The sequence below is a fragment of the Acidovorax sp. GW821-FHT09A11 genome, from assembly GCF_059418365.1.
On record NZ_JBWKPS010000003.1, the window covers coordinates 304,745 to 328,284 of the forward strand.

The 23,540-nt window shown below is 68.2% G+C and carries 22 protein-coding genes; 11 read left to right on the forward strand and 11 right to left on the reverse strand.

Going from position 1 to position 23,540, the window contains the following annotated elements:
* Positions 1-4 precede the first annotated feature (4 nt).
* The 3 genes from AC07PV_RS09025 to AC07PV_RS09035 form a co-directional block, all read right to left on the reverse strand.
* A complete protein-coding gene (locus AC07PV_RS09025) occupies positions 5-970 on the reverse strand; it encodes an MlaD family protein (protein ID WP_218296684.1) in 966 nt (321 codons plus the stop codon).
* The gene (locus AC07PV_RS09030; RefSeq protein WP_218339112.1) at positions 970-1,830 is read right to left on the reverse strand and encodes an ABC transporter ATP-binding protein; all 861 of its coding nucleotides are present in this window, start codon (positions 1,828-1,830) and stop codon (positions 970-972) included. The genes AC07PV_RS09025 and AC07PV_RS09030 overlap by 1 nt, the downstream gene beginning before the upstream one ends.
* A 219-nt stretch (positions 1,831-2,049) precedes the next feature.
* Positions 2,050-3,177: an MlaE family ABC transporter permease gene (locus AC07PV_RS09035; protein WP_218296682.1), complete on the reverse strand. Its 1,128-nt coding sequence runs from the start codon at positions 3,175-3,177 to the stop codon at positions 2,050-2,052.
* Between the two features lie 275 nt (positions 3,178-3,452).
* Between AC07PV_RS09035 and AC07PV_RS09040 the strand changes: the two genes are divergently transcribed.
* Both AC07PV_RS09040 and AC07PV_RS09045 read left to right on the forward strand, forming a co-directional pair.
* Positions 3,453-5,132: a GMC family oxidoreductase gene (locus AC07PV_RS09040; RefSeq protein ID WP_218339114.1), complete on the forward strand. Its 1,680-nt coding sequence runs from the start codon at positions 3,453-3,455 to the stop codon at positions 5,130-5,132.
* Positions 5,133-5,152: 20 nt separating this feature from the next.
* Positions 5,153-5,503, forward strand: coding sequence for an antibiotic biosynthesis monooxygenase family protein (locus AC07PV_RS09045; protein ID WP_369641137.1), 351 nt, complete (start codon positions 5,153-5,155; stop codon positions 5,501-5,503).
* Positions 5,504-5,545: 42 nt separating this feature from the next.
* On the opposite strand, the gene AC07PV_RS09050 is transcribed toward AC07PV_RS09045, so the two are convergent.
* Positions 5,546-5,878: a hypothetical protein gene (locus AC07PV_RS09050; protein ID WP_494630017.1), complete on the reverse strand. Its 333-nt coding sequence runs from the start codon at positions 5,876-5,878 to the stop codon at positions 5,546-5,548.
* A 173-nt stretch (positions 5,879-6,051) separates the two neighbouring features.
* Complete coding sequence (locus AC07PV_RS09055) at positions 6,052-7,407, reverse strand: ammonium transporter (RefSeq protein ID WP_218339116.1); 1,356 nt, start codon at positions 7,405-7,407, stop codon at positions 6,052-6,054.
* A 365-nt stretch (positions 7,408-7,772) separates the two neighbouring features.
* Between AC07PV_RS09055 and AC07PV_RS09060 the strand changes: the two genes are divergently transcribed.
* The 6 genes from AC07PV_RS09060 to AC07PV_RS09085 all read left to right on the forward strand — a co-directional run bounded on the left by AC07PV_RS09060 (position 7,773) and on the right by AC07PV_RS09085 (position 13,663).
* Positions 7,773-8,531, forward strand: a complete 759-nt coding sequence (locus AC07PV_RS09060) for a sulfite exporter TauE/SafE family protein (RefSeq protein WP_218296677.1) — start codon at positions 7,773-7,775, stop codon at positions 8,529-8,531.
* A gap of 365 nt (positions 8,532-8,896) precedes the next feature.
* Positions 8,897-9,658 (forward strand): ABC transporter substrate-binding protein, encoded by a 762-nt coding sequence (locus AC07PV_RS09065; RefSeq protein ID WP_492254399.1) that lies wholly within the window; start codon positions 8,897-8,899, stop codon positions 9,656-9,658.
* Positions 9,659-9,692: 34 nt separating this feature from the next.
* The gene (locus AC07PV_RS09070; protein ID WP_494630020.1) at positions 9,693-10,475 is read left to right on the forward strand and encodes an amino acid ABC transporter permease; all 783 of its coding nucleotides are present in this window, start codon (positions 9,693-9,695) and stop codon (positions 10,473-10,475) included.
* Positions 10,472-11,218: an amino acid ABC transporter ATP-binding protein gene (locus AC07PV_RS09075; protein ID WP_218296674.1), complete on the forward strand. Its 747-nt coding sequence runs from the start codon at positions 10,472-10,474 to the stop codon at positions 11,216-11,218. The genes AC07PV_RS09070 and AC07PV_RS09075 overlap by 4 nt, the downstream gene beginning before the upstream one ends.
* Positions 11,219-11,264: 46 nt before the next feature.
* Positions 11,265-12,560, forward strand: coding sequence for a DcaP family trimeric outer membrane transporter (locus tag AC07PV_RS09080; RefSeq protein ID WP_218296673.1), 1,296 nt, complete (start codon positions 11,265-11,267; stop codon positions 12,558-12,560).
* Positions 12,561-12,775: 215 nt separating this feature from the next.
* Positions 12,776-13,663, forward strand: a complete 888-nt coding sequence (locus AC07PV_RS09085; RefSeq protein ID WP_494630022.1) for a DMT family transporter — start codon at positions 12,776-12,778, stop codon at positions 13,661-13,663.
* Between the two features lie 136 nt (positions 13,664-13,799).
* On the opposite strand, the gene mrdA is transcribed toward AC07PV_RS09085, so the two are convergent.
* The 4 genes from mrdA to AC07PV_RS09105 form a co-directional block, all read right to left on the reverse strand.
* On the reverse strand, positions 13,800-15,740 hold the full coding sequence (gene mrdA / locus AC07PV_RS09090; RefSeq protein WP_218296671.1) for a penicillin-binding protein 2: 1,941 nt from the start codon (positions 15,738-15,740) through the stop codon (positions 13,800-13,802).
* 124 nt (positions 15,741-15,864) lie between these two features.
* Positions 15,865-16,383 carry a rod shape-determining protein MreD gene (gene mreD / locus AC07PV_RS09095; protein ID WP_218296670.1) on the reverse strand — a complete coding sequence of 173 codons (519 nt, stop codon included), beginning with the start codon at positions 16,381-16,383 and terminating at the stop codon, positions 15,865-15,867.
* Positions 16,384-16,465: 82 nt separating this feature from the next.
* Positions 16,466-17,389: a rod shape-determining protein MreC gene (mreC, locus tag AC07PV_RS09100; RefSeq protein WP_218296669.1), complete on the reverse strand. Its 924-nt coding sequence runs from the start codon at positions 17,387-17,389 to the stop codon at positions 16,466-16,468.
* A 129-nt stretch (positions 17,390-17,518) separates the two neighbouring features.
* Positions 17,519-18,562, reverse strand: coding sequence for a rod shape-determining protein (locus tag AC07PV_RS09105; RefSeq protein ID WP_008907364.1), 1,044 nt, complete (start codon positions 18,560-18,562; stop codon positions 17,519-17,521).
* A gap of 204 nt (positions 18,563-18,766) precedes the next feature.
* On the opposite strand from AC07PV_RS09105, the gene gatC reads away from it, so the two are divergent.
* From gatC to gatB, 3 genes are read left to right on the forward strand one after another with little or no spacing between them, the layout of a single operon-like run.
* Positions 18,767-19,066, forward strand: coding sequence for an Asp-tRNA(Asn)/Glu-tRNA(Gln) amidotransferase subunit GatC (gene gatC, locus AC07PV_RS09110; RefSeq protein ID WP_218296668.1), 300 nt, complete (start codon positions 18,767-18,769; stop codon positions 19,064-19,066).
* 7 nt (positions 19,067-19,073) lie between these two features.
* On the forward strand, positions 19,074-20,576 hold the full coding sequence (gene gatA, locus AC07PV_RS09115) for an Asp-tRNA(Asn)/Glu-tRNA(Gln) amidotransferase subunit GatA (protein WP_494630024.1): 1,503 nt from the start codon (positions 19,074-19,076) through the stop codon (positions 20,574-20,576).
* 1 nt (position 20,577) lies between these two features.
* A complete protein-coding gene (gene gatB, locus AC07PV_RS09120) occupies positions 20,578-22,032 on the forward strand; it encodes an Asp-tRNA(Asn)/Glu-tRNA(Gln) amidotransferase subunit GatB (RefSeq protein ID WP_494630026.1) in 1,455 nt (484 codons plus the stop codon).
* 91 nt (positions 22,033-22,123) lie between these two features.
* Here the strand turns inward: gatB and AC07PV_RS09125 are convergent, their stop codons facing one another.
* Both AC07PV_RS09125 and pyrE read right to left on the reverse strand, forming a co-directional pair.
* Positions 22,124-22,831, reverse strand: a complete 708-nt coding sequence (locus tag AC07PV_RS09125) for a DUF4124 domain-containing protein (RefSeq protein ID WP_218339121.1) — start codon at positions 22,829-22,831, stop codon at positions 22,124-22,126.
* A gap of 5 nt (positions 22,832-22,836) precedes the next feature.
* Positions 22,837-23,535 (reverse strand): orotate phosphoribosyltransferase, encoded by a 699-nt coding sequence (pyrE, locus tag AC07PV_RS09130; RefSeq protein ID WP_218296664.1) that lies wholly within the window; start codon positions 23,533-23,535, stop codon positions 22,837-22,839.
* Positions 23,536-23,540: the final 5 nt, after the last annotated feature.

Consider the following 23,540-nt stretch of genomic DNA (forward strand, 5'->3'; position numbering starts at 1 on the left):
CTCCTCACGGTGCCGCAAAGCCGGGCTCGCCGGGGCCGGGCGGTATGCGGCCGGACCCATAGATGAACAGCTGCGGGTTGTCGGTGACGCCGCCCGCCGTGCGGCCGAGCTGGCGGGCCGCGCGCGACGTGTCGTCGGCGGCGCGGTTCAGGCGCGGCAGCGTGGAGGCGCCGAACTGGTCGGCCGCGCGGGCGAGGGACTGCGTGCCGATGGTGATCTGGTCGATGGGGCCGCCCTCCGCGCCCAGGCGCTGGGTGGTCTTGCTGACGTCGGCAGCCAGGGACGTCACGCTGGCGCCGGCCTGCTGCAGCGACTGCAGCGTCTTGCGCGCGTCGCTGGCCAGCGGCGGCAGCGCGGCCAGGGCCGGGTCCAGCCGCTGCGCGACGGTGGCATCGAGCCGCTGGGTCAGGGTGTTGACGCTGCCCGCGGCCTGGCCGATGTTGGCGAGGGCTTCGGTGAGCTTTTGCTGGTTGGTGTCGCCCAGCAGCTGGTTGATGCGGCGCGTGGCCTCCTCCACCTGCGCCAGGATGGCCGGCGCCTGCTCGGCGAGCTTGCCAAACGGCGAGGGCTTGAGCGGCAGGCGGGGCAGCCCGCTGGGGCCGGGCGGCAGTTCGGGATAGGGCTTGTCGGCGTCGTCCAGCTGCACATGGGCCAGGCCCGTGACGCCCTGGTAGCCCAGCACGGCGAAGGTGGTGGGGCTGATGGGCGCCTGTTCGTTGACGGCGATGCGGATCAGCACGTTGCCGGTGACCTGGGGGTCGAATCCGATGCGCGTGACCTTGCCCACGGCCACGCCCTTGTAGCGGACGGTGGCCTGGGGCTGCAGGCCGCTCACGCCGTCCTTGGTGGACAGCTCGTACTGCTCGTAGTTGGCGTTGTCGCGCGTGAGCCAGATGGCCAGGCCCGCCAGCATGGCGGCCACCACCAGCACGAAGATGCCTGCGGCGAGGGCGTGTGATTTGTTTTCCATCAGGGATGTTCCTTGTCTGGCGGGGAGGCGGCCGGCCGCGCCGCCGCCGGTACCGGGGCCATGGCGCGCTGGCCGCGTTCGCCCATGAAGAAGTGCTCGATGAAGGGGTGCCTGAAATGCGCGACCTCGTGCGGCGGGCCGGTGACGATGACCTTCTTGTCGGCCAGCACGGCCACGCGGGTGCTGAGCGCGAACAGCGTGTCCAGATCGTGCGTGACCATGACCACCGTGAGCCCGAGCGCGGCGCGCAGCTCGCGCAGCAGCGCGCAGAAATCGTCGGAGCTGCTCGGATCCAGCCCGGCGGTGGGTTCGTCGAGCAGCAGCAGCGGCGGGTCCATGATGAGCGCGCGCGCCAGCGCCACGCGCTTGACCATGCCGCCCGACAGGTCGGCCGGCATGCGGCTGGCGTGCTCGGGCTTGAGGCCCACCATCTGCAGCTTGACCAGCGCGGCATCGCGCACCAGGTCGTCGGGCAGGGTGCCCTGCTCGCGCAGCGCGAAGGCCACGTTGTCGAGCACGTTGAAGGCCGAGAACAGCGCGCCGTGCTGGAACAGCATGCCCACGCGGCTGGCCGCGCCCTCGCGCCCCATCTCGGACGCCGGCCGCCCCAGCACCGTGACCGTGCCGCGCGCCGGCCTGGCCAGCCCCAGGATCTGGCGCAGCAGTACCGTCTTGCCCGTGCCCGAGCCCCCCACCAGCGACAGCATCTCGCCGCGCTGCACGGTGAAGTTCAGGTCCTGGTGCACGGTGAAGGCTTCGTCGCCCTTGCCGAACACCGTCCACAGGCCCTGCACGTCCACGATGGGCGGCTCGCCCGGCGCGACTGCGATGTGCTCGGGCTTGGCGATGCGTTCAGTCATGGCCACGCTCCGGTAGAAACTGGCGCGGCGCAATACCCGTGCCTCCGTGGAACTGGCTTTGCCAGGCCACGGGTGGCGTCCCCCCTTGGGGGGAAGACGCGAAGCGGCTCAGGGGGGGCTTCACATGCGGGTGCTGGCGGCGTCCCCCTTCCCGAGCTGCGCAGCAGTTCGGGAGAAGGGGGAAGCGGCGAAGCCGCTCAGGGGGAAGCCACCTCATCTTCATATTCCGATGTTCTTGAAGGCCACCGCGAACAAGGCGTCCACGATGATGACCATGGTGATCGACGTGACCACCGAGGCCGTGGTGCCCTCGCCCAGGCTCTGGGTGTTGGGTTTCACGCGCAGCCCCCAGTGGCAGCCGATGAGCGCGATGAAGGCGCCGAATACCACCGACTTGGCCATGGCGAGCCCCAGGTTGCCCACCTTCACCGCCGCGGGCAGCGCCTGCACGAAATACGCGGGCGAGATGTCCATGGAGATGTCGGCCGCCAGCATGCCCCCGGCCAGCGCGGCCAGCGTGGTCCACACGCTGATGAGCGGCATGGCCAGCGCCAGCGCCAGCGTGCGCGGCATCACCAGCCGAAAGCCGTGCGGGATGCCCATGACGCGCATGGCATCGAGTTCCTCGGTCACGCGCATCACGCCGATCTGCGCGGTGATGGCCGAGCCCGAGCGCCCCGCCACCAGGATGGCCGCCAGCATGGGGCCCAGCTCGCGGATGAGCGAGATGCCCAGGATGTTGACGATGAACGACTCGGCCCCGAACTGGCGCAGCTGCAGGCTCATCAGGTAGGCCAGCACCACGCCGATCAGAAATCCCACCAGCGCCGTGATGGGCAGCGCCGTGGCGCCCATGCGGTACAGGTGGCCCGACACGTCGCGCCACGGCCCCCGGCGCGGCGCGCGCGCCAGGCGGCCCAGGTCGAGCAGCAGCTGCCCCACCATTTCGAGCATGTGCCGCGCATGGCTGAGGCCGTGCAGCACCAGCACGCCCAGGTGGTCCGCCTGCTCGGCCAGGCGCCAGGGCTCCCGGGCCGGCGGGGTGGCCGTGGTGAACTCCGCCACGCGCTCCAGCATGTCGCGCTGGCCGTCGGTACAGGCCAGTTGCGCCGGCCAGGCCCGCTGCCAGTGGTTCCACACCAGCTGCGCGCCCACGTGGTCCAGCCACTGCAGCTGCGTCAGGTCCCAGCCCAGCCCGGGCGCGGGGGGGCTGGCGCGCAGCTGCTCGCAGACCGCCTCCCACTGCGGCCGTGTGCCCAGTTCGGCCGCGCCCCAGCGCCCATGCAGTTGCGCACTCGCCCCCTGGGGCGTGTCGGCGCGAACAATGCGAGGTGCGTGGTCGGTCATGGACTGGGCGGCGCGGCCGCCAAGAGGGAAAGAGAGGGTGCATGGTAGCGGAGCCACGCACAGGCGGCGCGTAGGATTTACGCCCGCCCGCACGGGCCGCCAAGCACAGGCCGGCCGGGGCCGCGTGAAATTAATATCAAACAGGCCTCCAGCGCTTTGGCATCAAGCGCTTCAAGCTACATATTTAGTAGCAATAGGCACTGACCCTCTCGACACGCGTGGTGCCATCCGCACAATGGCCCTCCGTCCCAACCCTTGCACCGCACCGCCTGCCCATGAGCGACCACACCACGTTTGACACCATCATCATCGGCGGAGGCACCGCCGGCGCCCTGCTGTGCAACCGCCTGAGCGCCGACGGCCGCCACCGCGTGCTGCTGATCGAAGCAGGCCGCAAGGACGACTACCACTGGATCCATATCCCCGTCGGCTATCTCTACTGCATCGGCAACCCGCGCACCGACTGGCTCTACAACACCGAGCCCGACGCGGGCCTGAACGGCCGCACCCTGCGCTACCCGCGCGGCAAGACGCTGGGCGGCTGCAGCAGCATCAACGGCATGATCTACATGCGCGGCCAGGCGCGCGACTACGACCAGTGGGCCGAGCTGACCGGCGACGCCAGCTGGCGCTGGGAGAACGCCCTGCCCTACTTCCGCCGCCACGAGGACCACTGGCGCCTGGACCAGCCCGATGGCGTGAATGAAAATTTCAAGCGCCTGCACGGCAACAAGGCCACGGGCAGCTCCGGCGAGTGGCGCGTGGAAAAGCAGCGCCTGCGCTGGGACGTGCTGGACGCCTTCGCCCAGGCCGCGCAGCAGGCCGGCATCCCCGCCACCGACGATTTCAACGGCGGCAGCAACGAGGGCGTGGGCTACTTCGAGGTCAACCAGAAAAGCGGCTGGCGCTGGAACACCGCCAAGGCCTTCCTGCGGCCCACCTGCTACGGCCGCCCCAACTTCGAGATGTGGACCAGCGCGCAGGCCGCCAAGCTCCTCATCGAGACGCAACCCGACGGCAGCAAGCGCTGCACGGGCGTGCAGGTGTGGGACGGGCATGAGATGGTCACGGCCCGCGCCACGGGCGAGGTCATCCTGAGCGCCGGTGCCGTCAACTCGCCGCAGCTGCTGCAGCTCTCGGGCATCGGCCCCTCCGCGCTGCTGCGCCAGCACGGCATCGACGTGGTGCACGACCTGCCCGGCGTGGGCGCCAACCTGCAGGACCATCTGCAGATCCGCGCGGTGTTCAAGGTGGGCGGCGTGCCCACGCTCAACACCATGGCCAGCTCGCTCTGGGGCAAGGCCAAGATCGGGCTCGAATACGCGACCAAGCGCAGCGGTCCCATGAGCATGGCGCCCTCGCAGCTGGGCGCCTTCACGCGCAGCAGCGCCGACCAGCCCTGGCCGAACATCGAGTACCACGTGCAGCCGCTGTCGCTCGACGCGTTTGGCGAGCCGCTGCACAGCTTTCCGGCCTTCACGGCCAGCGTGTGCAACCTCAACCCCACGAGCCGGGGCACGGTGAACATCAAGAACGCCGACTTCAAGGCCGCACCGGCCATCGCGCCCAACTACCTGAGCACCGCCGAAGACCGCCAGGTGGCGGCCGACAGCCTGCGCGTCACGCGCCGCATCGTGGCCCAGCCCGCGCTGGCCAAGTACCGGCCCGAGGAATGGAAGCCCGGCGTGCAGTTCGAGAGCGACGAGGACCTGGCGCGCCTGGCCGGCGACATCGCCACCACCATCTTCCACCCCGTGGGCACGACGAAGATGGGGCGGGATGATGACCCGATGGCCGTGCTGGACTCGCAACTGCGCGTGCGCGGCATTGCGGGCCTGCGGGTGGTGGATGCGGGGGCCATGCCCACCATCACCAGCGGCAACACCAACTCGCCCACCCTGATGCTGGCCGAGAAGGCGGCGGAGTGGATCATCCAGGCGCGGCGCACGGCATAGGCGTGGGTACCATCGCGCCCATGTACTCCTCCACCTTCATCTTCGCCACCAAACAGTTCGACGACGCCTTCCACCGCCTGGACGAGGCGATTGCCACCGCCGCCCGCTCCATCGACGGCTACCTGGGCGAGGAATCGTGGGAGGACACGGGCAAGGGCCTGGTGTCCAACGTGTACTACTGGCAGTCGCTCGAGGCCCTGCAGGCATTGATGCAGCACCCCGCCCACCTGAAGGCCAAGGCGGCGCAAGCGCAGTGGCTCAACGGCTACCAGGTCGTGATTGCGCAGGTGCTGCGCACCTATGGCGACGACAAGCTGGCCGGGCTGCTGCCCACGGCGGGCCTGTTCGTGCAGGGCGCGGCAGCGCACTGATATGGATCCCGCCCACGCGCGGGCCCCACGGCCGCGGCGCGGTCAGCGGATTCCCCCGACATACCGGGGCACCTCGGGCGCGGGCTCCGGCGGGGGCGGCGCCATGCGCTGGCGCACCGCCTGGGTGGCCACATCCAGCAAGGGGCGGCGCGGGGCGGGCGGTGGCGCGGCATGGATGGCCTGGTCCAGGCGGTCCGCCCATTCGCTGAGTTCGGGCGCGTTGTCCTCCTGCGCGCGCTGGCGCGCGAACCGGACGATCTCCAGCGCGTACTCGGCGTTGGCCGCCATCCACTCGGTGTCGGTCACGCGCCCCGTCTTGCGGCGCAGCAGCACATGCAGGTGGGCGGCAATGGCGAGCTTGTCGGAATCGGGCATGGTCGGCTCCTTACTGCATTTCAGTCATCCATTGCGCTGCGCACAACCCGCGGCGAATGAAACCGGTGCGGCCCAGGCGCGGGCCGCCGCGCTGGCTGCGCCCCCCGGCCCGCATTGCGCGGCGGTGCGAGAGCGGGGGAAGGCCCGCAGGGCCTCGGGAGAGCGGGCTTCATTCAGCCGCCCAGGTGTTCGCGGTGCTGGGCGATGTCGAGCCCGGTCTGCTCGCTCTGCGCATCCACGCGCACGCCCATCGCAAAATTGATGATCCACAGCAGCGCGGCCGTCACCACCAGGCTGTAGGCCATCACGGCGCCCACCCCGATGGCCTGGGTGAGCAGGCTGCCCTGCACGCCCCCCACGGTCTTGCTGGCCAGCACCCCCGTGAGCAGCGAGCCCACGATGCCGCCAATGCCATGCACGCCAAACACATCCAGCGAATCGTCGGCACGCAGCAGGCGCTTGAGCCCCGTGGCGCCCCAGTAGCATGCCAGCCCGGCCACCAGGCCAATCACCACCGCCGAGCGCAGCGTGACGAAGCCTGCGGCGGGCGTGATCGCCACGAGCCCCGCGACCAGACCCGAGCACAGCCCCAGCAGCGAAGGGCGCCCGCGCACCACCCACTCGCCCAGCATCCAGGACAGCGCACCAGCGGCGGCGGCCAGGTGCGTGACCGCCATGGCCAGGCCCGCCCGGCCATCGGCCGCCACGGCCGAGCCCGCGTTGAAGCCGAACCAGCCCACCCACAGCAGGCCCGCGCCCGCCATGGTGAGCCCCAGGTTGTAGGGCTCGAAGGGCTCGCGGCCATAGCCCGTGCGGCGGCCCAGGAACCACGCGCACACCAGCCCCGCCACGCCCGCGTTCACGTGCACCACGGAGCCCCCGGCGAAATCCAGCGCGCCCATCCGCGCCAGCCAGCCCCCCGGCTCCCACACCCAGTGCGCCACCGGGGCATAGACCAGCAAGGTCCACAGGCCGATGAAGATCAGCATGGCGGAAAACCGCATGCGCTCGACGAACGCGCCCACCAGGAGCGCGGCCGTGATGATGGCGAAGGTGAGCTGGAACATGGCGTACACCGATTCGGGAATGTGCGGCGCGACATGGCTCACGGCGAGCTTGCCGCCCGCCAGGTCGAAGTCCAGCCCCGTGAACCCCGCGCGCTCCCAGCCGCCCACCCAGGCGTTGCCGGGCGTGAACGCCAGCGAGTAGCCCGCCCCGAACCACAGCAGGCTGACCAGCGCCGCGATGGCGACCACGCTGGCCATGGTATTGAGCACATTCTTCTTGCGCACCATGCCCGCGTAGAACAGGGCAATGCCGGGCAGCGTCATCAGCAGCACGAGCGCCGTGGAGGTCATCATCCAGGCGGTGTCCGCCGCGCTGACGGCGCCGTGCGCCACCAGGCCAGGGCGCGCCAGGGGCGCGGCGGGGGCCGCCGCCACCTCGGGCACGGCCTGCGCCAGCGCGCTGGCGCACAGCCCCAGACCCAACGACACGACCGCGATGAACCGGTGGTTGACTGCCCGCATGAAGGCTCCCTTTCGCAAATTGTTACAAGCGCATTGCATGAGCCGTGCCAACCCGCGAACCCCGATTCGTGGCCCCGCGCGCGGTTTTCCCGCCCCACAACGGGGGCGGGAAACCCCCAATGCACCAGTGGGGTGCAGCCGTTACAGTTGCAGCACTCGAAAGCGCGCTTCGGTGTGCCAAGCGAGGGGCCCGAGGAGACATCCTTTCTACCAATAACCAAATTTCAAGCACCCAACGAGGTGCGTTTTTTTTCAGGCGCTGGCGATCCCAGCGCCTTTTTCTTGCCCGTTCGTCGCCGGGCCCGGTGCGCTGGTCTCTGTATCTGTTCCTAAATCCATAGCAGGCTGGGTGCGAAAATACTGCGATGGAATGGATTTTTATTACCCTGGCCTCGCTGCTCGCGGGCTTCGTGGACGCCATCGTGGGTGGCGGCGGGCTGGTGATGGTGCCGGCGCTGTTCGCGGCTTTTCCGGGGGCGCCACCGGCCACGCTGCTGGGCACCAACAAGGCCGCCTCGGTGTGGGGCACGGCCATGGCCACCTGGCAGTACAGCCGCCGCGTGCAGATCCGCTGGCCGGCGATGCTGCCGGCCGCGGCGGCCGGTTTCGCCGGCTCGTTCGCCGGCGCCTGGGCGGTGACGGTGATGTCGGCCGACTTCCTGCGCAAGCTGCTGCCCCTGGTGCTGCTGGGCGTGCTGGCCTACACGCTGGCCAAGAAGGAACTGGGGCGGCACCATACGCCGCGCTTCGCGGGCCGCGCCGAAGTGCTGGCGGCCTGCCTGATCGGCGTGCTGATCGGTTTCTACGACGGGTTCTTCGGCCCGGGCACCGGCAGCTTCTTCGTCTTCCTGTTCGTGCGGCTGCTCGGCTACGACTTTCTCAATGCCTCGGCCTCGGCCAAGCTGCTCAATTGCGCCACCAATGTCGCCGCCATCGTGCTGTTTGCCGCCAAGGGCCACGTCTGGTGGCACTTCGCAGTGACGCTGGCCGTGGCCAACGTCGTGGGCAGCCTGCTGGGCACGCACCTGGCGCTCAAGCACGGCACGGGTTTCGTGCGCGGCATCTTCATCGTGGTGGTGAGCACGCTGATCCTCAAGACGGGGTACGACGCGTTTCTTCGGTAACCCCCTGAGTCGCCTTCGGCGCCTTCCCCCTGAAGGGGGACGCCCCCAGCGCGGCGGGGCGGCCCTTGCGCGGGGGCACTGGTCTGGCTCGCGCCGGTAGCGCAGACCGGGCCCTGTAGTCGGGGGCCCAGCCCCTGCGTCCGGTTGGGGACGCCGCTCTAAACCTGTTGTGAATTGGCACACAACGGGGCTTTGAGGGTTGTCCGCAGGCCCAAGGAAAAAATTCGCATATTTATAATCGTTACTACTTGATGACGGCAGGCTTCGCGTTTCGCGATGCCTGTGCATCCGATCCACCAGCCTCCGGCCTGCTACCCGCATGCCGGATTTTTTGTACCTGAAATACCCCCGACAGGACCCATCCCATGAAATTGTTCAAGGCTGTTGCCACCGCCCTCGCGCTCTGCGCCGCATTCGCCGCCCAGGCCCGCACGCTGGACGAGGTCAAGAAGGACGGCAAGATCCTCATCGCGACCGAGGGGCAGTTCGCTCCGTTCAATTTCTTCAACGGCACCACGCTGACCGGCTTCGAGGTGGAGACGGCCGAACTGGTGGCCAAGAAGATGGGCCTCGCGATCCAGTGGAAGACCCTGGGCTTCGATGCGCTGCTCACCGGCCTGCGCCAGGACCGCTGGGACCTGGTGATCGCCTCGCACGGCATCACCGAAGAGCGCGCCAAGGCCGTCACCTTCACCGACCCGCACTACTGCTCGGGCGGCATGATCATCGCCATGGACCCCGCCATCAAGAGCGCCAAGGACCTGGCGGGCAAGGTGGTGGCCGTGCAGACCGGCACCAGCTACCTCGAGAACGTGCAGAAGGTCTCGTCCATCAAGGAAATGAAGAACTTCCCCACCGACGTGGACGCCCGCAGCGCCCTGAACTCGCGCCGCGTGGACGCCTGGGTGACCGACCGCTTCGTGGCCAAGGCCGTGGCAGAGAAGAACCCCGGCGCCGGCTTCAAGCTCGGCGACATGCTGTTCATCGAGCGCATCGCCGCCGCCGTGGCCAAGGGCAACAGCTCGCTGGCCGCCGGCTGGAACAAGGCGCTGGCCGAAGTCATGGCCGACGGCAGCTATGCCGCGCTGTCCAAGAAGTATTTCAACGAAGACGTCCGCTGCCAGTAAGCACGACCCGCATGTAGTCACAGGGGTCTTTTTCATGCTCACCGCCTTTTGGCCGCAGCGCTGGAGCCGCCAGCAGCGCAGCAACGCCACGCTCGTCTCGGCCGTCATCCTGATGGTGCTGGTGCTGGCACTGCTCGGCAAGCTGCTGTCCTTCCTGCCCGAGCCCATCGGCCCCAACGCCCAGGCGTTCTCCGACGGCGCGCGCACCACACTGTGGCTCACGCTGATCAGCGGCAGCGTCGGGCTGGTGCTGGGAACCGCCGCCGCGCTCGCCCGCACAGCGCGTTTTGCCGCCGTGCGCTGGGTGGCCAGCTTCTACATCTGGGTCATCCGCGGCACGCCGCTGCTGGTGCAGATCCTGTTCGTGTACTTCGCGCTGCCGGTGCTGGTGCCGGGCCTGAACCTGCCCGACTTCGCGGCCGCCGTGCTGGCGCTGGGCCTGAACGTGGGCGCCTACAACGCCGAGGCCATCCGCGCCGGGCTGCTGGCCGTGCCGCGCGGCCAGACCGAGGCCGCCAAGGCCCTGGGCCTGGGCCGCATGCATGTGTTCCTGGACGTGGTGTTTCCACAGGCCTTCAAGATATCGCTGCCGCCGCTGGTCAGCAACTTCGTGGCGCTGCTCAAGGACTCGTCGCTGGCCTACGCCATCGGCGTGGTGGAGCTGACCAACGTGAGCAACCGCATCCAGTCCGCCACGTTCCAGCCCATTGCCACGCTGTCCACCGTGGCCATCACCTACCTGCTGCTGACCACCCTGGTCACGCAGATCTCCAACGCGGTGGAATACCGCTTCGACGTGGAAGGCCGCAACCAATGACACGCCAGGCCACACCCTTCATCGTGGTGGACCGGGTCTGCAAGTCGTTCGGCGCCCACCAGGTGCTGCGCGATGTGTCCACCGTGTTCAACACCGGCGAGGTCACCGTGATCATCGGCGCCTCGGGCTCCGGCAAGAGCACGCTGCTGCGCGCCATCAACCGGCTCGAACCCCATGACTCCGGCCGCATCACCATCGGCGGCGAGGAAGTCACCGACGACCTGGCCACGCTGCAAAAGCAGCGCAGCGAGGTCGGCATGGTGTTCCAGCAGTTCAACCTGTTCGGCCACATGAGCGTGCTGGACAACGTGACCCTGGCGCCCCGCCGCATCCGCCGCACGCCGCGGGCCCAGGCGAACGAGCAGGCGATGGCCCTGCTGCGCCGCGTGGGCATGCAGGACCACGCGCACAAGTACCCCTGGCAGCTGTCGGGCGGCCAGCAGCAGCGCGTGGCCATCGCCCGCGCGCTGGCGATGCAGCCGCAGGTGATGCTGTTCGACGAGCCCACCTCGGCCCTGGACCCGGAGATGGTGCAGGAGGTGCTCGACGTGATGCGCGAGCTGGCCCGTGGCGGCATGACCATGATCGTGGTGACCCACGAGATGGGCTTCGCCCGCGAGGTGGCCGACCGCGTGATGTTCTTCGACCAGGGGCGCATCGCCCACGACGCCACGCCCGCCGAATTCTTCAACAACCCCGCCAACGACCGAATCCGCGCCTTCATCGGCCGCATGAGCGCCTGAGATCCAGGCCCATGCAATGCCATTACCAGCCCCTACCGGAGTGACCATGAAACTGAACCCCACGTTCCTCGCCCTGCTGGCCGCCGGCCTGTGCAGCCTGCCCCCCGCCGCGTTCGCGCAGTCCGCCAAGGACTTCGAAGAGATGCGCAACGAGCTCAAGGCCCTGCGCGCCGAGCTCAACCAGCTCAAGGCCCAGCAGGCCCAGGCGCCTGCCGCGCCCGCCGCGTCGGCATCGGCCTGGAACGACCGCATCGAGGCCGTGGAACTCAAGCAGAAGGACGCCGTGGTGCTGGGCGACATTCCGGGCAGCTTCCGCCTGCCGGGCAGCGAGACCTCGATCCGCGTGTACGGCTTTGCCGAGGCCAACATGGTCAAGGACTTCAAGGGAACGGCGCCCGGCGACACCTTCACCAACCTGATGGAGCAGCCCCTGGGCGACAGCCGCCACGGCAAGAGCAGCCTGACGGCGCAGACCTCGCGCTTCGGCTTCGAGACCTCCACGCCCACCTCCATCGGCACCTTCAACACCAAGATCGAGGCCGACTTCTACGCCTACTGCGGTGCCGAGTGCAACCGCAACCGCCTGCGCCTGCGCCACGCCTACGGCGAGTACGCCGGCTGGCTGATCGGCCAGACCTGGTCGACCTTCATGGACGTGGACAACCTGCCCGAGACCGTGGACTTCAACGGCCCGCCCGGCGCCACCTTCCGCCGCCCGGCCCAGGTGCGCTACACCTACAACAACCCGGACCTGGCCAAGTTCCAGTTCGCGGTGGAAGAGCCCACCGACGGCGCCAAGAGCCTGAACTTCGTGGCCCGCGTGGACAAGGCCTTCGACTGGGGCAACATCAACGCCCGCCTGCTCTCGCACGAGCAGCGCGTGGACGGCATAGGCAAGCGCGGCACCGGCTTCGGCCTGGGCGCGGGCTACAAGATCACCGGCACCACCACGCTGATGGCGCAGTACACGCGCCTGGACGGCGACGGCGACGGCGCCTACCTAGTGGGCACCAACTACCCCGTGCTGGACGGCGGCACCGTGCGCCTGGACAAGTCGCACGGCGTGGTGCTGGGCCTGTCCAACGTGTTCAGCGAGAAGCTGCGCGGCACCGTGTCGCTGGGCATGGTCCGCTCGCGCCACAAGCTGGGCGACGCCTACGTGGACGCCTACGGCGCCGAAGGCAACCACAAGCTGTACCAGTGGCATGCCGGCATGTACTACCTGCCCATCAAGAACGTGGAGCTGGGCGGCGAGCTGATCGGCGGCCGCCGCACGACCTTCGACGGCCAGCAGGGCGAGATGCTGCGCCTGAACCTGCAGGCACGCTATCTTTTTAATTGACACCCCCTGAGGCGCTGCGCGCCTTCACCCCTCTCTCTACGCGCTGCGCGCCAAGGGAGGGGGGCGCCACCGGTGGCCTGGCAGAGCCAGTTCCGCGGCTACCTCGCTGAGGCCGCGCCAGTGCGACGGCAGCAGGTCGTGCGCAGGCGCTGCGAGGACATCTTCTGCAAGTGGCTGGCCGGGGAACCGACCAGCCCTTTCTTGTTTTGGAGCCTATGAAACCCGAACGTCTGGGCCTGATTGCCCTGCTGGTGGTGACCGTGGTGTGGGGCACCACCTTCCCCGCCATGAAGCTGTTGTCCGCGCACCTCGATGCGCTGCAGATCATCTGGCTGCGGTTCGTGATCGCCCTGGTGGTGCTGGCCCCGCTGTGGTGGGGCATGCGGCGCCACGAGCGGCGGTGGGGCTGCGCGCTGGGGGTCCTGCTGTTCCTCGCGTTCTGGCTGCAGATCGAGGGGCTGGCGCGCACCAGCAGCAACCGCAATGCCTTCGTGACCGGGCTCAATGTGCTGGTGGTGCCATTGATTGCGATGGCGGCGCTGGGGCGCCGCTACGGCTGGCCGCTGTGGGCGGCGTGCGCTCTGGCCTGCACGGGCATGGCGCTGATGTTCCACGAGAACGAGCCCTGGAACCTGGGCGATACGCTGACGCTGGCGAGCACGGTGTTCTACGCCATCTACATCCTGGCGCTGGAGGAGTGCGCGCGCCGCACGGCGGCAAGCCCGCCGCGGGCCACGCGCATGGCGGCCGCGCAGGCGACCGTCATGGCACTGGCTTCCACGTTCATGCTGCTGGGCCAGGGCGGCGGCATGGGCTGGCTGCACACCGCCGCGCAGTTGCCCGCCGATGCCTGGGTGGCGCTGCTGTACCTGGGCCTGCTGGCCAGCGTGGTGGTGGTCACGCTGCAGGCCTGGGGCCAGCAGCGGGTGGACGCCATGCGCAGCGCCATCGTGTTCGGGCTGGAGCCGGTGTTCGCCGCGCTCACCGCCTGGGCCCTGCTCGGCGAGCGGCTGGGATGGGCGGGCCTGGGCGGCGCGGCGCTGATCGTGGCGGCGCTGGTGTTCAGCCAGCTTCAGCCACCGCCAGCGCGGGCGGCGGCCTGAGGGCGGCACGGCCCGGCATGGGGCAGCGCCCAGGCGCAGGCACCGGGTTCATTTCGAGAATGGCCGGCACCGCGATTCGATGCCGGATTGGGCTCCAGCGCTTATCTGTATTGCGCTAACAGCTATTGTTTTTATATCAAGGCGCCGCCACGGGCACATCCGCCGCCTTGCGCGGCTTGCCAATGGGAGCGCCGGCCTGGCCCTTTTGCACCGCCGCGATGTCTTCCTCGCTCGGGTAGTCCCCCATCAGCCAGTAGTCGAATACGCGGCGCGCGATGGGCGCCGCATGGGCCGCGCCAAACCCGGCGTTCTCGACAATCAGCGCCAGCGCTATCGTGGGCTGCTCTGCCGGGGCGAACGCCGCATACAGCGAGTGGTCGCGCTGGTGCTCTTCCAGCGCCTTCGCGTTGTACTTCACGTTCTGGCCCATGGTCACCGCCTGCGCCGTGCCGGTCTTGCCGCCGGAGGTGTACGGCGCCCCGGCAAACACGCGCGTGCCGGTGCCGCCCTTGTTCACGGCGACCATGGCATTGCGCACGATGTCCACGTTCCGGGGCAGATACCCCAGGTCTTCGCCGGGCGGCTGCACGATCTCGGTGACGACGCCCGTGACCGCGTTCTTCACGGCCTTGGCCATGTGCGGCCGGTAGCGGATGCCGCCGTTGGCCAGCGTGCCCTGCGCCAGCGCGAGCTGCAGCATGGTGAAGTTGTTGTAGCCCTGGCCGATGCCCAGGGACACGGTCTCGCCGGGAAACCAGCGCTTCATGTCCGGGCGCTTGTAGGCATTGCGTTTCCACTCGGTGCTGGGCAGCGTGCCCCGCACTTCGCCATTGAGGTCGATGCCGGTGGACTGCCCAAAGCCCAGCGGCTTCATGAAGTCATGGATGGCATCGACGCCCATGTCCACCGCCAGCGAGTAGAAGTAGGTGTTGCTCGACTGCTGGATGGCGCGGTGCATGTCCACACCGCCCAGCCCGCCCTCGTGGCTGCGGAAGGTGTGGCCGCCGAAGGTGTAATACCCCGGATCGTTCACCACCAGGCTGGGCGAGCGCTTGCCCAGCTGCAGCGCGGCCAGCGCCATGAAGGGCTTGTAGGTGGAGCCTGGCGGGTACGTACCCCGCAGGGCCCGGTTCAGCAGCGGCTTGTCGATGGATTCGTTGAGCGCGGTCCAGTTCTCCACATCGATGCCTTCGACGAAAAGATTGGGGTCGAACGTGGGCTTGCTGACCAGGGCCAGGATCTCGCCGTTGCGCGGGTCGATGGCCACCAGCGCGCCACGGCGGGTGCCGTACAGTTCCTCGACGAGTTTCTGCAGCTTGATGTCGATGGACAGCATCACGCTGTCGCCGGGCGTGGCCGCGTGGCTGGAGAGCTTGCGCACCGCCCGCCCGCCCGCCGAGGTCTCCATCTGCTCGACCCCGGTGGCGCCGTGCAGCGCGGACTCGAAGCTCTGCTCGATCCCCAGCTTGCCGATGTATTCCGTGCCCCGGTAGTTGGCCTCGTCCTCGGAATCCTGGATGCGCGCCTTCTCGCTCTGGTTGATGCGGCCGATGTAGCCGATGGCGTGGCTGGCCACGTCGCCCAGCGGGTAGTTGCGGAACAGGCGCGCCTTGATGTCCACCCCCGGGAAGCGGTAGCGCTGGGCCGTGAAGCGGGCCACTTCCTGGTCGGTCAGGCGCGTGCGGATGGGCAGCGATTCGAAGTTGCGCGACTCTTCCATGAGCCGCTTGAAGCGGCGGCGGTCGCGGCTCTGGATCTCCACCACCTTGGACAGCTCGTCGATGGTGTCGTCGAGCGTTCCAGCCCGCGAGGGCGTGATCTCCAGCGTATAGGCCGAATAGTTGGTGGCCAGCACCACGCCGTTGCGGTCCAGGATGAGCCCCCGGTTGGGCACGATGGGCACCACCGCCGTGCGGTTGCTCTCGGCCTGCGCCGCCAGGTCTTCGTGCCGGACCACCTGCAGGAACACCAGCCGGGCCGCGATGAGGCAGAACGCACAGAACACCAGGGCGCCGACGATCAGCGCCCGCACGCGAAAGCGCGAGGCATCGGCCTCGCTGCTGCGCACCTCGGTCATGCGGCAGCTCCATCGCGCCACGCCCCGAAGGCGTGCGCTGAAACCGGCGCGCGCCCGTCCCCCGGCCCGCAGCGCTGCGGGACAAGGGGGATGCGGCGCGGGCGCTCAGGAGGTTGCTTCATGGCTACAGAGGCCGGTTCTGGTCGCGGTCGGGAGGCCGGCGCTGCGGCGCCAGCAGCACCCAGCTGGCCAGCGGCCAGAGCAGGGCTTCGAGCACCGGCGCCAGAAAGCTCCACAGGCCCGGGAATATGCCCCCGGACGCCATCCGCAGCAAGAGCTCGATGGCATGGGCCAGAGCGAACAGGGGAAGCACCTGCAGGGCCTGCGACGGCACGCTGAACCACAGCAGGCGGCGGTGGATGGCGATGGCGCCAAACGACAGCACGGTGTAGGACAGCGCGTGCTGGCCCAGCAGCGCCGACTGGCTCACATCCATGCACAGGCCCAGCACGAAAGCCACGCCCATGCCAATGCGCAGGGGCTGGTGCACGCCCCAGAAGACCAGCAGCACCATCAGGACATCCGGCGTCCAGACAATGCGGCCCAGCGGCAGCATGTTGATGGCCAGCCCCGCAGCGAGGCTGGCGACGATGAAGACCGGATTGACCGGAAGCAGCAGCGGCTCGCCGCGCGGCATGATCATCGCGCACCTCCCCGCGGCAGCCACGGGCCATCGCGCAGGACGCGCGGCCCCACAAGGGCCATGGCAGGCACAGGCGATGCCCTCATCCCTTGCGCCCCCCGCGTTTCGCTGGCGCCGGGTGCGCGGGCTCCGGCCGCGGCAGCTCGTTGTCGGCCAGCGGCTTGAGCACCACCACATGGCGGGCGCCCTGCACCTGTGCCAGGGGCACGCAGTAGATGCGCGCGAAGGCGGAATCGGCCCTGCGCTCCACGCGCACCACCCGCGCCACGGGGAGCCCCGACGGGTACAGGCCATCCACGCCGCTGGTGGTCAGCAGATCGTCCTCCCGCACATCGGCGTTGGCGGGCATGAAGCGCAGTTCCATGCCGCCGCCATGCCCGGCCACCGGATCCCCATAGGCGACACCCCGCGCACCCGTGCGAATGTTGAGGACCGGAATGGCCTGGTCGCGGTCCACCAGCAGCGTGACCTCGCTCACGAGCGGAAAGACACGCGTCACCTGGCCGAGCACGCCCGCCTCATCCATCACGGGCGCGCCCATCTCCACGCCGCCCATCTGCCCCCGGTCGATGACCACGCGGCGCGTGTAGGGGTCGGCGGTGTCATAGATCACCTCGGCGGCCTGCGCGGGCGTCTCCAGGCGGCCGCGCAGCGCGAGCAGCTGCCGCAGCCGCTCGTTCTCCAGGGCCAGCTGTTCCGCCTGGTTGGCGCGCTGGCCCATCACGGTCATTTTCTTGCGCGCGGCGTCCAGTTCCTGCTGCGCGGTCTGCAGCGACTGGAAGTACCCGGAACCATGGCTTGCGAACTCCACCGGCTTGAGCATCAGCCACTGCACCGGGTAAAGCACGGTGGCAACCGCCTGGCGGAACGGCCCCGTGAGCTGGAAACGTGCATCGGCCACCATGAGGAACAGCGCCAGCGCGCTATAGACGGCCAGGCGCGAAAGGGCCGAAGGGCCCTGTTTGAAGAAAGGCGGAGCGCTGCGCTCGAGGGTACCCAGTGGCATCGTGCGCAGCGGTCAGGATCTGTCGCGTGGAGCCGGGGCCACGGACGCATGCTCAAAAAGCATTGGAGCGGGTGCAATCATGCAGTTCAGAGCGCAAAAAAAGTGCCTGCAGCATACAGGCCCGGGGGCTTACTCGCTCGTGAAAATGCTGCCCAGGCGGTCCATGCGCTCCAGCGCGATGCCGCAGCCGCGCACCACGCAGGTCAGCGGATCTTCGGCCACCAGCACGGGCAGGCCGGTTTCCTCGGCCAGCAGGCGGTCCAGGTCGCGCAGCAGCGCGCCGCCACCCGTCAGCATCATGCCGCGGTCGGCGATGTCGGCGCCCAGCTCAGGGGGGGTTTGTTCCAGCGCGTTCTTCACGGCGGAGACGATCTGGTTGAGCGGGTCGGTCAGGGCTTCGAGCACTTCATTGCTGGAGATGGTGAAGCTGCGTGGCACGCCTTCGGACAGGTTGCGGCCCTTGACTTCCATCTCGCGCACTTCGGAGCCGGGGAAGGCCGAGCCGATGTTCTTCTTGATGGCTTCCGCGGTGGGCTCGCCGATCAGCATGCCGTAGTTGCGGCGGATGTAGCTGATGATGGCTTCGTCGAACTTGTCGCCGCCCACGCGCACACTGCCCTTGTAGACCATGCCGCCCAGCGAGATCACGCCGACCTCGGTGGTGCCGCCGCCGATGTCCACGACCATGGAGCCCGAGGCTTCGGAGACGGGCAGGCCCGCGCCGATGCCGGCGGCCATGGGTTCCTCGATCAGGTACACCGCCGTGGCGCCGGCCGCTTCGGCCGCGTCCTTGATGGCGCGCCGCTCGACCTGGGTGGAGCCGCAGGGCACGCAGATGATGATGCGCGGGCTGGGGGTGAACAGCGTGCGCGGGTGCACCATCTTGATGAACTGCTTGATCATCTGCTCGGTGATCACGAAGTCGGCGATCACGCCGTCCTTCATGGGGCGGATGGCTTCGATGTTGCCGGGCACCTTGCCCAGCATGGCCTTGGCCTCGTGGCCTACGGCCTGGATGACTTTCTTGCCATGGGGCCCGCCTTCGTGGCGGATGGCGACGACAGAGGGCTCGTCGAGCACAATGCCTTTGTCGCGGGCGAAGATGAGGGTGTTGGCTGTGCCAAGGTCAATGGCAAGGTCGGTGGAGAAATACCGACGGAAAGCTCCGAACATTCAAAAATCCTCTCAGGCACGGCATGCACGTCGGCCTGCCATCGCCGGGTTTACGGGGTCAAATATCGCTTTTTTCGCACAATGACCGGCAGGTAGGAGGGTATTGCGGCAAAGCCGGGATAATACCCCATCCCCTGTGAATAACTCCCTCCGGCGCGGCCCGGATCACAGCTTTACTTCTGGTTTCCCTCAATTCTCCTCCCTATGGCACTGACCCCCCAGGACATCGGCCGCATCGCCAATTTGGCACGGCTTGAGCTGACCCCCTCTGAAAGTGAGCGCATGCTGACCCAGCTCAATGGCTTCTTTGACATCGTGGAACAGATGCGGGCTGTGGATACCTCGGGCATCACGCCCCTGGCGCACCCCGTCGCGGCCGTCCAGGACGTGGCCCTGCGGCTGCGCGAGGACGTGGCCAGCGAGCCCAACCAGCGCGAAGCCAACCAGAAGAGCGCCCCCGCCGTGGAGCGTGGCCTGTTCCTCGTCCCCAAAGTGATCGAGTGAGGCGCGCATGAGCACGACAACGACCAAAGCCCTGCACGACCTGGGCGTTTCCGAGCTGGCCGCCGGCCTGCGCAACAAGCAATTCTCCGCCGTCGAAGCCGCCCGGCATTTCCTGGCCCGCGCCAAGGCGCACCAGAACCTGGGCGCCTACGTGGCCCTGAACGAAGACGCCACCCTGGCGCAGGCGCAGGCCGCTGACGCCCGCCTTGCCGCCGGCACGGCGGGCGCGCTGGAAGGCGTGCCGATCGCCCACAAGGACATCTTCGTCACGCGCGACTTCCCCAGCACCGCAGGCTCCAGGATGCTGGCGGGCTACCAGTCTCCGTTCGACGCCACCGTGGTCACCCGCCTGGCCGACGCGGGCGCCGTCACCCTGGGCAAGCTCAACTGCGACGAGTTCGCGATGGGTTCGTCCAATGAAAACTCGGCCGTGGCGCCCGTGGGCTTCGACGCCCCCGCGCCCGTGCGCAACCCCTGGGACACCCACCGCATCCCCGGCGGCTCGTCGGGCGGCAGCGCCGTGGCCGTGGCCGCGCGCCTGGCCCCTGCCGTCACCGGCACCGACACAGGCGGCTCCATCCGCCAGCCCGCATCGTTCTGTGGCATCACCGGCATCAAGCCCACCTATGGCCGCGCCAGCCGCTACGGCATGATCGCATTCGCCTCCAGCCTGGACCAGGCCGGCCCCATGGCCCGCAGCGCCGAAGACTGCGCGCTGCTGTTGTCTGCCATGTGCGGCCCCGACCCGGACCGCGATTCGACCAGCCTCGATGTGCCAGCCGAAAACTTCAGCGCCCACCTGAACGGCAGCATCGACGGCCTGCGCATCGGCATTCCCGCCGAGTTCTTTGGCGAGGGCCTCGCGCCCGACGTGCGCGCCGCGGTCGACGGCGCCCTGAAGGAATGCGAAAAGCTCGGCGCCAGGCTCGTGCCCATCAGCCTGCCGCGCACCGAACTGTCCATCCCGGTGTACTACATCATCGCGCCCGCCGAGGCGTCGTCCAACCTCAGCCGCTTTGACGGCGTGAAGTTCGGCCACCGCGCCAAGGACTACACCGACCTGGTGGACATGTACAAGAAGACCCGCGCCGAAGGTTTTGGCGACGAGGTCAAGCGCCGCATCATGATCGGCGCCTACGTGCTGAGTCACGGCTACTACGACGCCTACTACCTGCAGGCGCAGAAGATCCGCCGCATGATCGCCGACGACTTCCAGAACGCGTTCAAGGAATGCGATGTGATCGCCGGCCCCGTGGCCCCCACCGTGGCCTGGAAGCTGGGCGAACATGGCAACGACCCGCTGGCCGACTACCTGGCCGACATCTTCACCCTGCCCGGCTCGCTGGCCGGCCTGCCGGGCATGAGCGTGCCCGCCGGCTTTGGCGAAGGCGGCATGCCGGTGGGCCTGCAGCTCATCGGCAACTACTTCCAGGAAGCCCGCCTTCTGAACGCTGCGCACCGCCTGCAGCAAGCCACCGATTTCCACCTCCGCCAACCCGGAGGTCTGTGACATGACGACGACCAGCAAATTGATCCACGGTTATGAAGTCGTCATCGGCTTCGAAACCCACACCCAGCTTGCCACGCAGAGCAAGATCTTCAGCCGCGCGCCTACCGCCTTCGGCGCCGAGCCCAACACGCAGGCTTGTGCAGTGGACCTGGCCCTGCCCGGCACGCTGCCCGTGATGAACCGCGAAGCCGTGGCCTGCGCTATCAAATTAGGACTTGCCCTGGGCTCCCACATTGCGCCCGTGAGCATTTTTGCGCGCAAGAATTATTTCTATCCCGACCTGCCCAAGGGCTACCAGATCAGCCAGTTCGAGATCCCGGTGGTGCAAGGCGGCGAGGTGGAGTTCTTCCTGGGCGACGAGAAGAAGACCGTGCGCCTGGTGCGCGCCCATCTCGAAGAAGACGCGGGCAAATCGCTGCACGAGGACTTCATCGGCCAATCGGGCATCGACCTGAACCGCGCCGGAACGCCCCTGCTGGAGATCGTGACCGAGCCCGACATGCGCTCGTCCGACGAAGCCGTGGCCTATGCCAAGGAGCTGCACAAGATCGTGACCTGGATCGGCATCTGCGACGGCAACATGCAGGAGGGCAGCTTCCGCTGCGACGCCAACGTGTCCGTGCGCAAGCCCGGCGGGCCGCTGGGCACGCGCCGCGAGATCAAGAACCTGAACTCGTTCAAGTTCATGCAGCAGGCGATCGACTACGAGATCCGCTGGCAGATCGACCAGATCGAGGACGGCCACGCCATCCAGCAGGCCACCGTGCTGTTCGACCCGGACACGGGCGAAACGCGTGCGATGCGGACCAAGGAGGACGCGGCGGACTACCGCTACTTCCCCGACCCGGACCTGCCGCCGCTGCACATTTCGGAGCAATGGGTGCAGGAACAGCGGGCGCTGATGGCCGAATTGCCCCGCACCATGGCCGCGCGCTTCGTGGCCGACTACGGCCTGCCCGAGTACGACGCCACGACGCTCACGCAGAGCAAGGCGATGGCGGCGTACTTCGAGGCCGTGGCCAAGGCCTGCGGCCAGCCCAAGCTGGCCAGCAACTGGATCATGGGCGAGGTATCGCGCCGCCTGAACACCAGCGAATCAGGCATCGAGCAGGCGCCCGTGGGTGCATCGCAGCTGGCGGCCTTGATTGCACGCATCGCCGACGGCACGGTCTCCAACAACGCCGCCAGGCAGGTATTTGACGCGCTGTGGACGGGCGAATCGACGGACGTGGACGCCACCATCGAATCCAAGGGCCTCAAGCAGATGAACGACTCCGGCGCGCTGGAGAAAATCATCGACGAAGTCATCGCCGCCAACCCCGACAACGTGGCCCAGTTCCGCGCGGGCAAGGACAAGGCGTTCAATGCGCTGGTCGGCCAGATCATGAAAGCCAGCAAGGGCAAGGCCAACCCGCAGCAGGTCAATGATCTGCTGCGCGCAAAGCTGGGCAGCTGACGCCTGACCAGCCTGCCCTGCGGGGCAAAGGCACAGTAAAAAAACAAAGGGGCCGCAGGGCCCCTTTTGTTTTTACTTCCCCAGCCCCGCCCTAGGGCACGCGCGCTGCCGGTGCGCCAACGGGGGGAACGGCACTGGCCGAGCCCATGGCGGGAGGCACACGCTGCGCGTCCCACAGCTTGCGCAGATGGGCCAGTTCCGCATCGAACCGCGCGTGCACGCGCCGCTTTTCCTGGTCCTGGCCGGCAATGAACCGCTGCTGCTCGGCAACGCTGTCATCGACTTCACCGATCTTGCGGCGCAGCGTCATGGGTGCCTTGTTGGGGTCCTTCTTGTAGAACTCCATTTCCACATCCAGCTTCTTGCGCTCCGCTTTCAGCTCGGCAATGCGCTTTTCGGCGGTGGCGGTCACATCGTCCACCAGCTGGATCGCGGCCGCGCGCTCCACATCGTGGGCCGCCTTGTCGGGGTAGCGCGTCACCAGCACGCGTTCGCGCCGGCGCTCCTCCACCACGCGGGCCCGCTCCTCGGCATCCTTGCGGTTCTGGGCGTCCTGGGCCGCACGCTCCAGCTCGGTGAGCGACGGCCCGATCTGTCGGCGCGTGATGCCCGAGGGGCTCAGCTCGCGCTGCTCCCGGTCCAGGCATTCGGGAATGGGCCGGTCGGCCGTCAGCCGGCGCCCACTGCGGTCCACACAGGTATAGATGCTGCCGGGCGCACCCTGGGGCTGTGCCAAGGCCAGCTCGGCGCCCAGGGTGACCAGCAGAACACCGCCCATGATCCACGCCGACTTGCTCAAATCATCTACCCTTCGTTGACGCCATACCGCTGGCGGTAGGCCAGCACTTTCTCATGATGGGAGCGCATCCCCTCTTCCCCGTTGTGCGAGAGGTACAGCAATAAGTCTGCCAGTCGGGCAATCGCGCACACCTGCATGCCCAGTTGCCCGCGAACGTACTGCACCGCGCTGTGGTCCACATCCTGGCCATTCTCCGTGGCTTTTTCCTGCCGGTCCAGCGCTATGGCCACCGCGTGGGGCGTGGCGCCCGCGGCGCGGATGATGGCGATCGATTCGCGGGCGGCGGTCCCGGCCGACATGACGTCGTCCACGATCAGCACCCGCCCCTTGAGCGGGGCGCCCACGAGCGTGCCGCCCTCGCCGTGGTCCTTGGCCTCCTTGCGGTTGTAGGCAAAAGGCACGTTGCGCCCCAGCCGGGCCAGCTCCACCGCGACCGTGGCCGCCAGGGGAATGCCCTTGTACGCGGGGCCGAAGACCATGTCGAATTCAATGCCGCTGGCCAGCAGGGCTTTTGCATAGAATTCCGCGAGCCGGCCGATCTTGCGGCCATCATCGAACAGGCCCGCATTGAAGAAATACGGACTCAGGCGGCCCGCCTTGGTCTTGAATTCACCGAACCGCAGCACGCCTGATTCGACGGCAAACCGTACAAAATCCTGCGCGAGCTGGCCCTGCTCTGAGGTTTGCGCGCCAACATCCACCATGGGGA

Excerpts from the sequence above, each read along its gene's own strand:
- AC07PV_RS09025 (WP_218296684.1), bottom strand. The coding sequence starts at position 970 with ATGGAAAACAAATCACACGCCCTCGCCGCAGGCATCTTCGTGCTGGTG.
- AC07PV_RS09030 (WP_218339112.1), bottom strand. The coding sequence starts at position 1,830 with ATGACTGAACGCATCGCCAAGCCCGAGCACATCGCAGTCGCGCCGGGC.
- AC07PV_RS09035 (WP_218296682.1), bottom strand. The coding sequence starts at position 3,177 with ATGACCGACCACGCACCTCGCATTGTTCGCGCCGACACGCCCCAGGGG.
- AC07PV_RS09040 (WP_218339114.1), top strand. The coding sequence starts at position 3,453 with ATGAGCGACCACACCACGTTTGACACCATCATCATCGGCGGAGGCACC.
- AC07PV_RS09045 (WP_369641137.1), top strand. The coding sequence starts at position 5,153 with ATGTACTCCTCCACCTTCATCTTCGCCACCAAACAGTTCGACGACGCC.
- AC07PV_RS09050 (WP_494630017.1), bottom strand. The coding sequence starts at position 5,878 with ATGCCCGATTCCGACAAGCTCGCCATTGCCGCCCACCTGCATGTGCTG.
- AC07PV_RS09055 (WP_218339116.1), bottom strand. The coding sequence starts at position 7,407 with ATGCGGGCAGTCAACCACCGGTTCATCGCGGTCGTGTCGTTGGGTCTG.
- AC07PV_RS09060 (WP_218296677.1), top strand. The coding sequence starts at position 7,773 with ATGGAATGGATTTTTATTACCCTGGCCTCGCTGCTCGCGGGCTTCGTG.
- AC07PV_RS09065 (WP_492254399.1), top strand. The coding sequence starts at position 8,897 with ATGAAATTGTTCAAGGCTGTTGCCACCGCCCTCGCGCTCTGCGCCGCA.
- AC07PV_RS09070 (WP_494630020.1), top strand. The coding sequence starts at position 9,693 with ATGCTCACCGCCTTTTGGCCGCAGCGCTGGAGCCGCCAGCAGCGCAGC.
- AC07PV_RS09075 (WP_218296674.1), top strand. The coding sequence starts at position 10,472 with ATGACACGCCAGGCCACACCCTTCATCGTGGTGGACCGGGTCTGCAAG.
- AC07PV_RS09080 (WP_218296673.1), top strand. The coding sequence starts at position 11,265 with ATGAAACTGAACCCCACGTTCCTCGCCCTGCTGGCCGCCGGCCTGTGC.
- AC07PV_RS09085 (WP_494630022.1), top strand. The coding sequence starts at position 12,776 with ATGAAACCCGAACGTCTGGGCCTGATTGCCCTGCTGGTGGTGACCGTG.
- mrdA (WP_218296671.1), bottom strand. The coding sequence starts at position 15,740 with ATGACCGAGGTGCGCAGCAGCGAGGCCGATGCCTCGCGCTTTCGCGTG.
- mreD (WP_218296670.1), bottom strand. The coding sequence starts at position 16,383 with ATGATCATGCCGCGCGGCGAGCCGCTGCTGCTTCCGGTCAATCCGGTC.
- mreC (WP_218296669.1), bottom strand. The coding sequence starts at position 17,389 with ATGCCACTGGGTACCCTCGAGCGCAGCGCTCCGCCTTTCTTCAAACAG.
- AC07PV_RS09105 (WP_008907364.1), bottom strand. The coding sequence starts at position 18,562 with ATGTTCGGAGCTTTCCGTCGGTATTTCTCCACCGACCTTGCCATTGAC.
- gatC (WP_218296668.1), top strand. The coding sequence starts at position 18,767 with ATGGCACTGACCCCCCAGGACATCGGCCGCATCGCCAATTTGGCACGG.
- gatA (WP_494630024.1), top strand. The coding sequence starts at position 19,074 with ATGAGCACGACAACGACCAAAGCCCTGCACGACCTGGGCGTTTCCGAG.
- gatB (WP_494630026.1), top strand. The coding sequence starts at position 20,578 with ATGACGACGACCAGCAAATTGATCCACGGTTATGAAGTCGTCATCGGC.
- pyrE (WP_218296664.1), bottom strand. The coding sequence starts at position 23,535 with ATGGTGGATGTTGGCGCGCAAACCTCAGAGCAGGGCCAGCTCGCGCAG.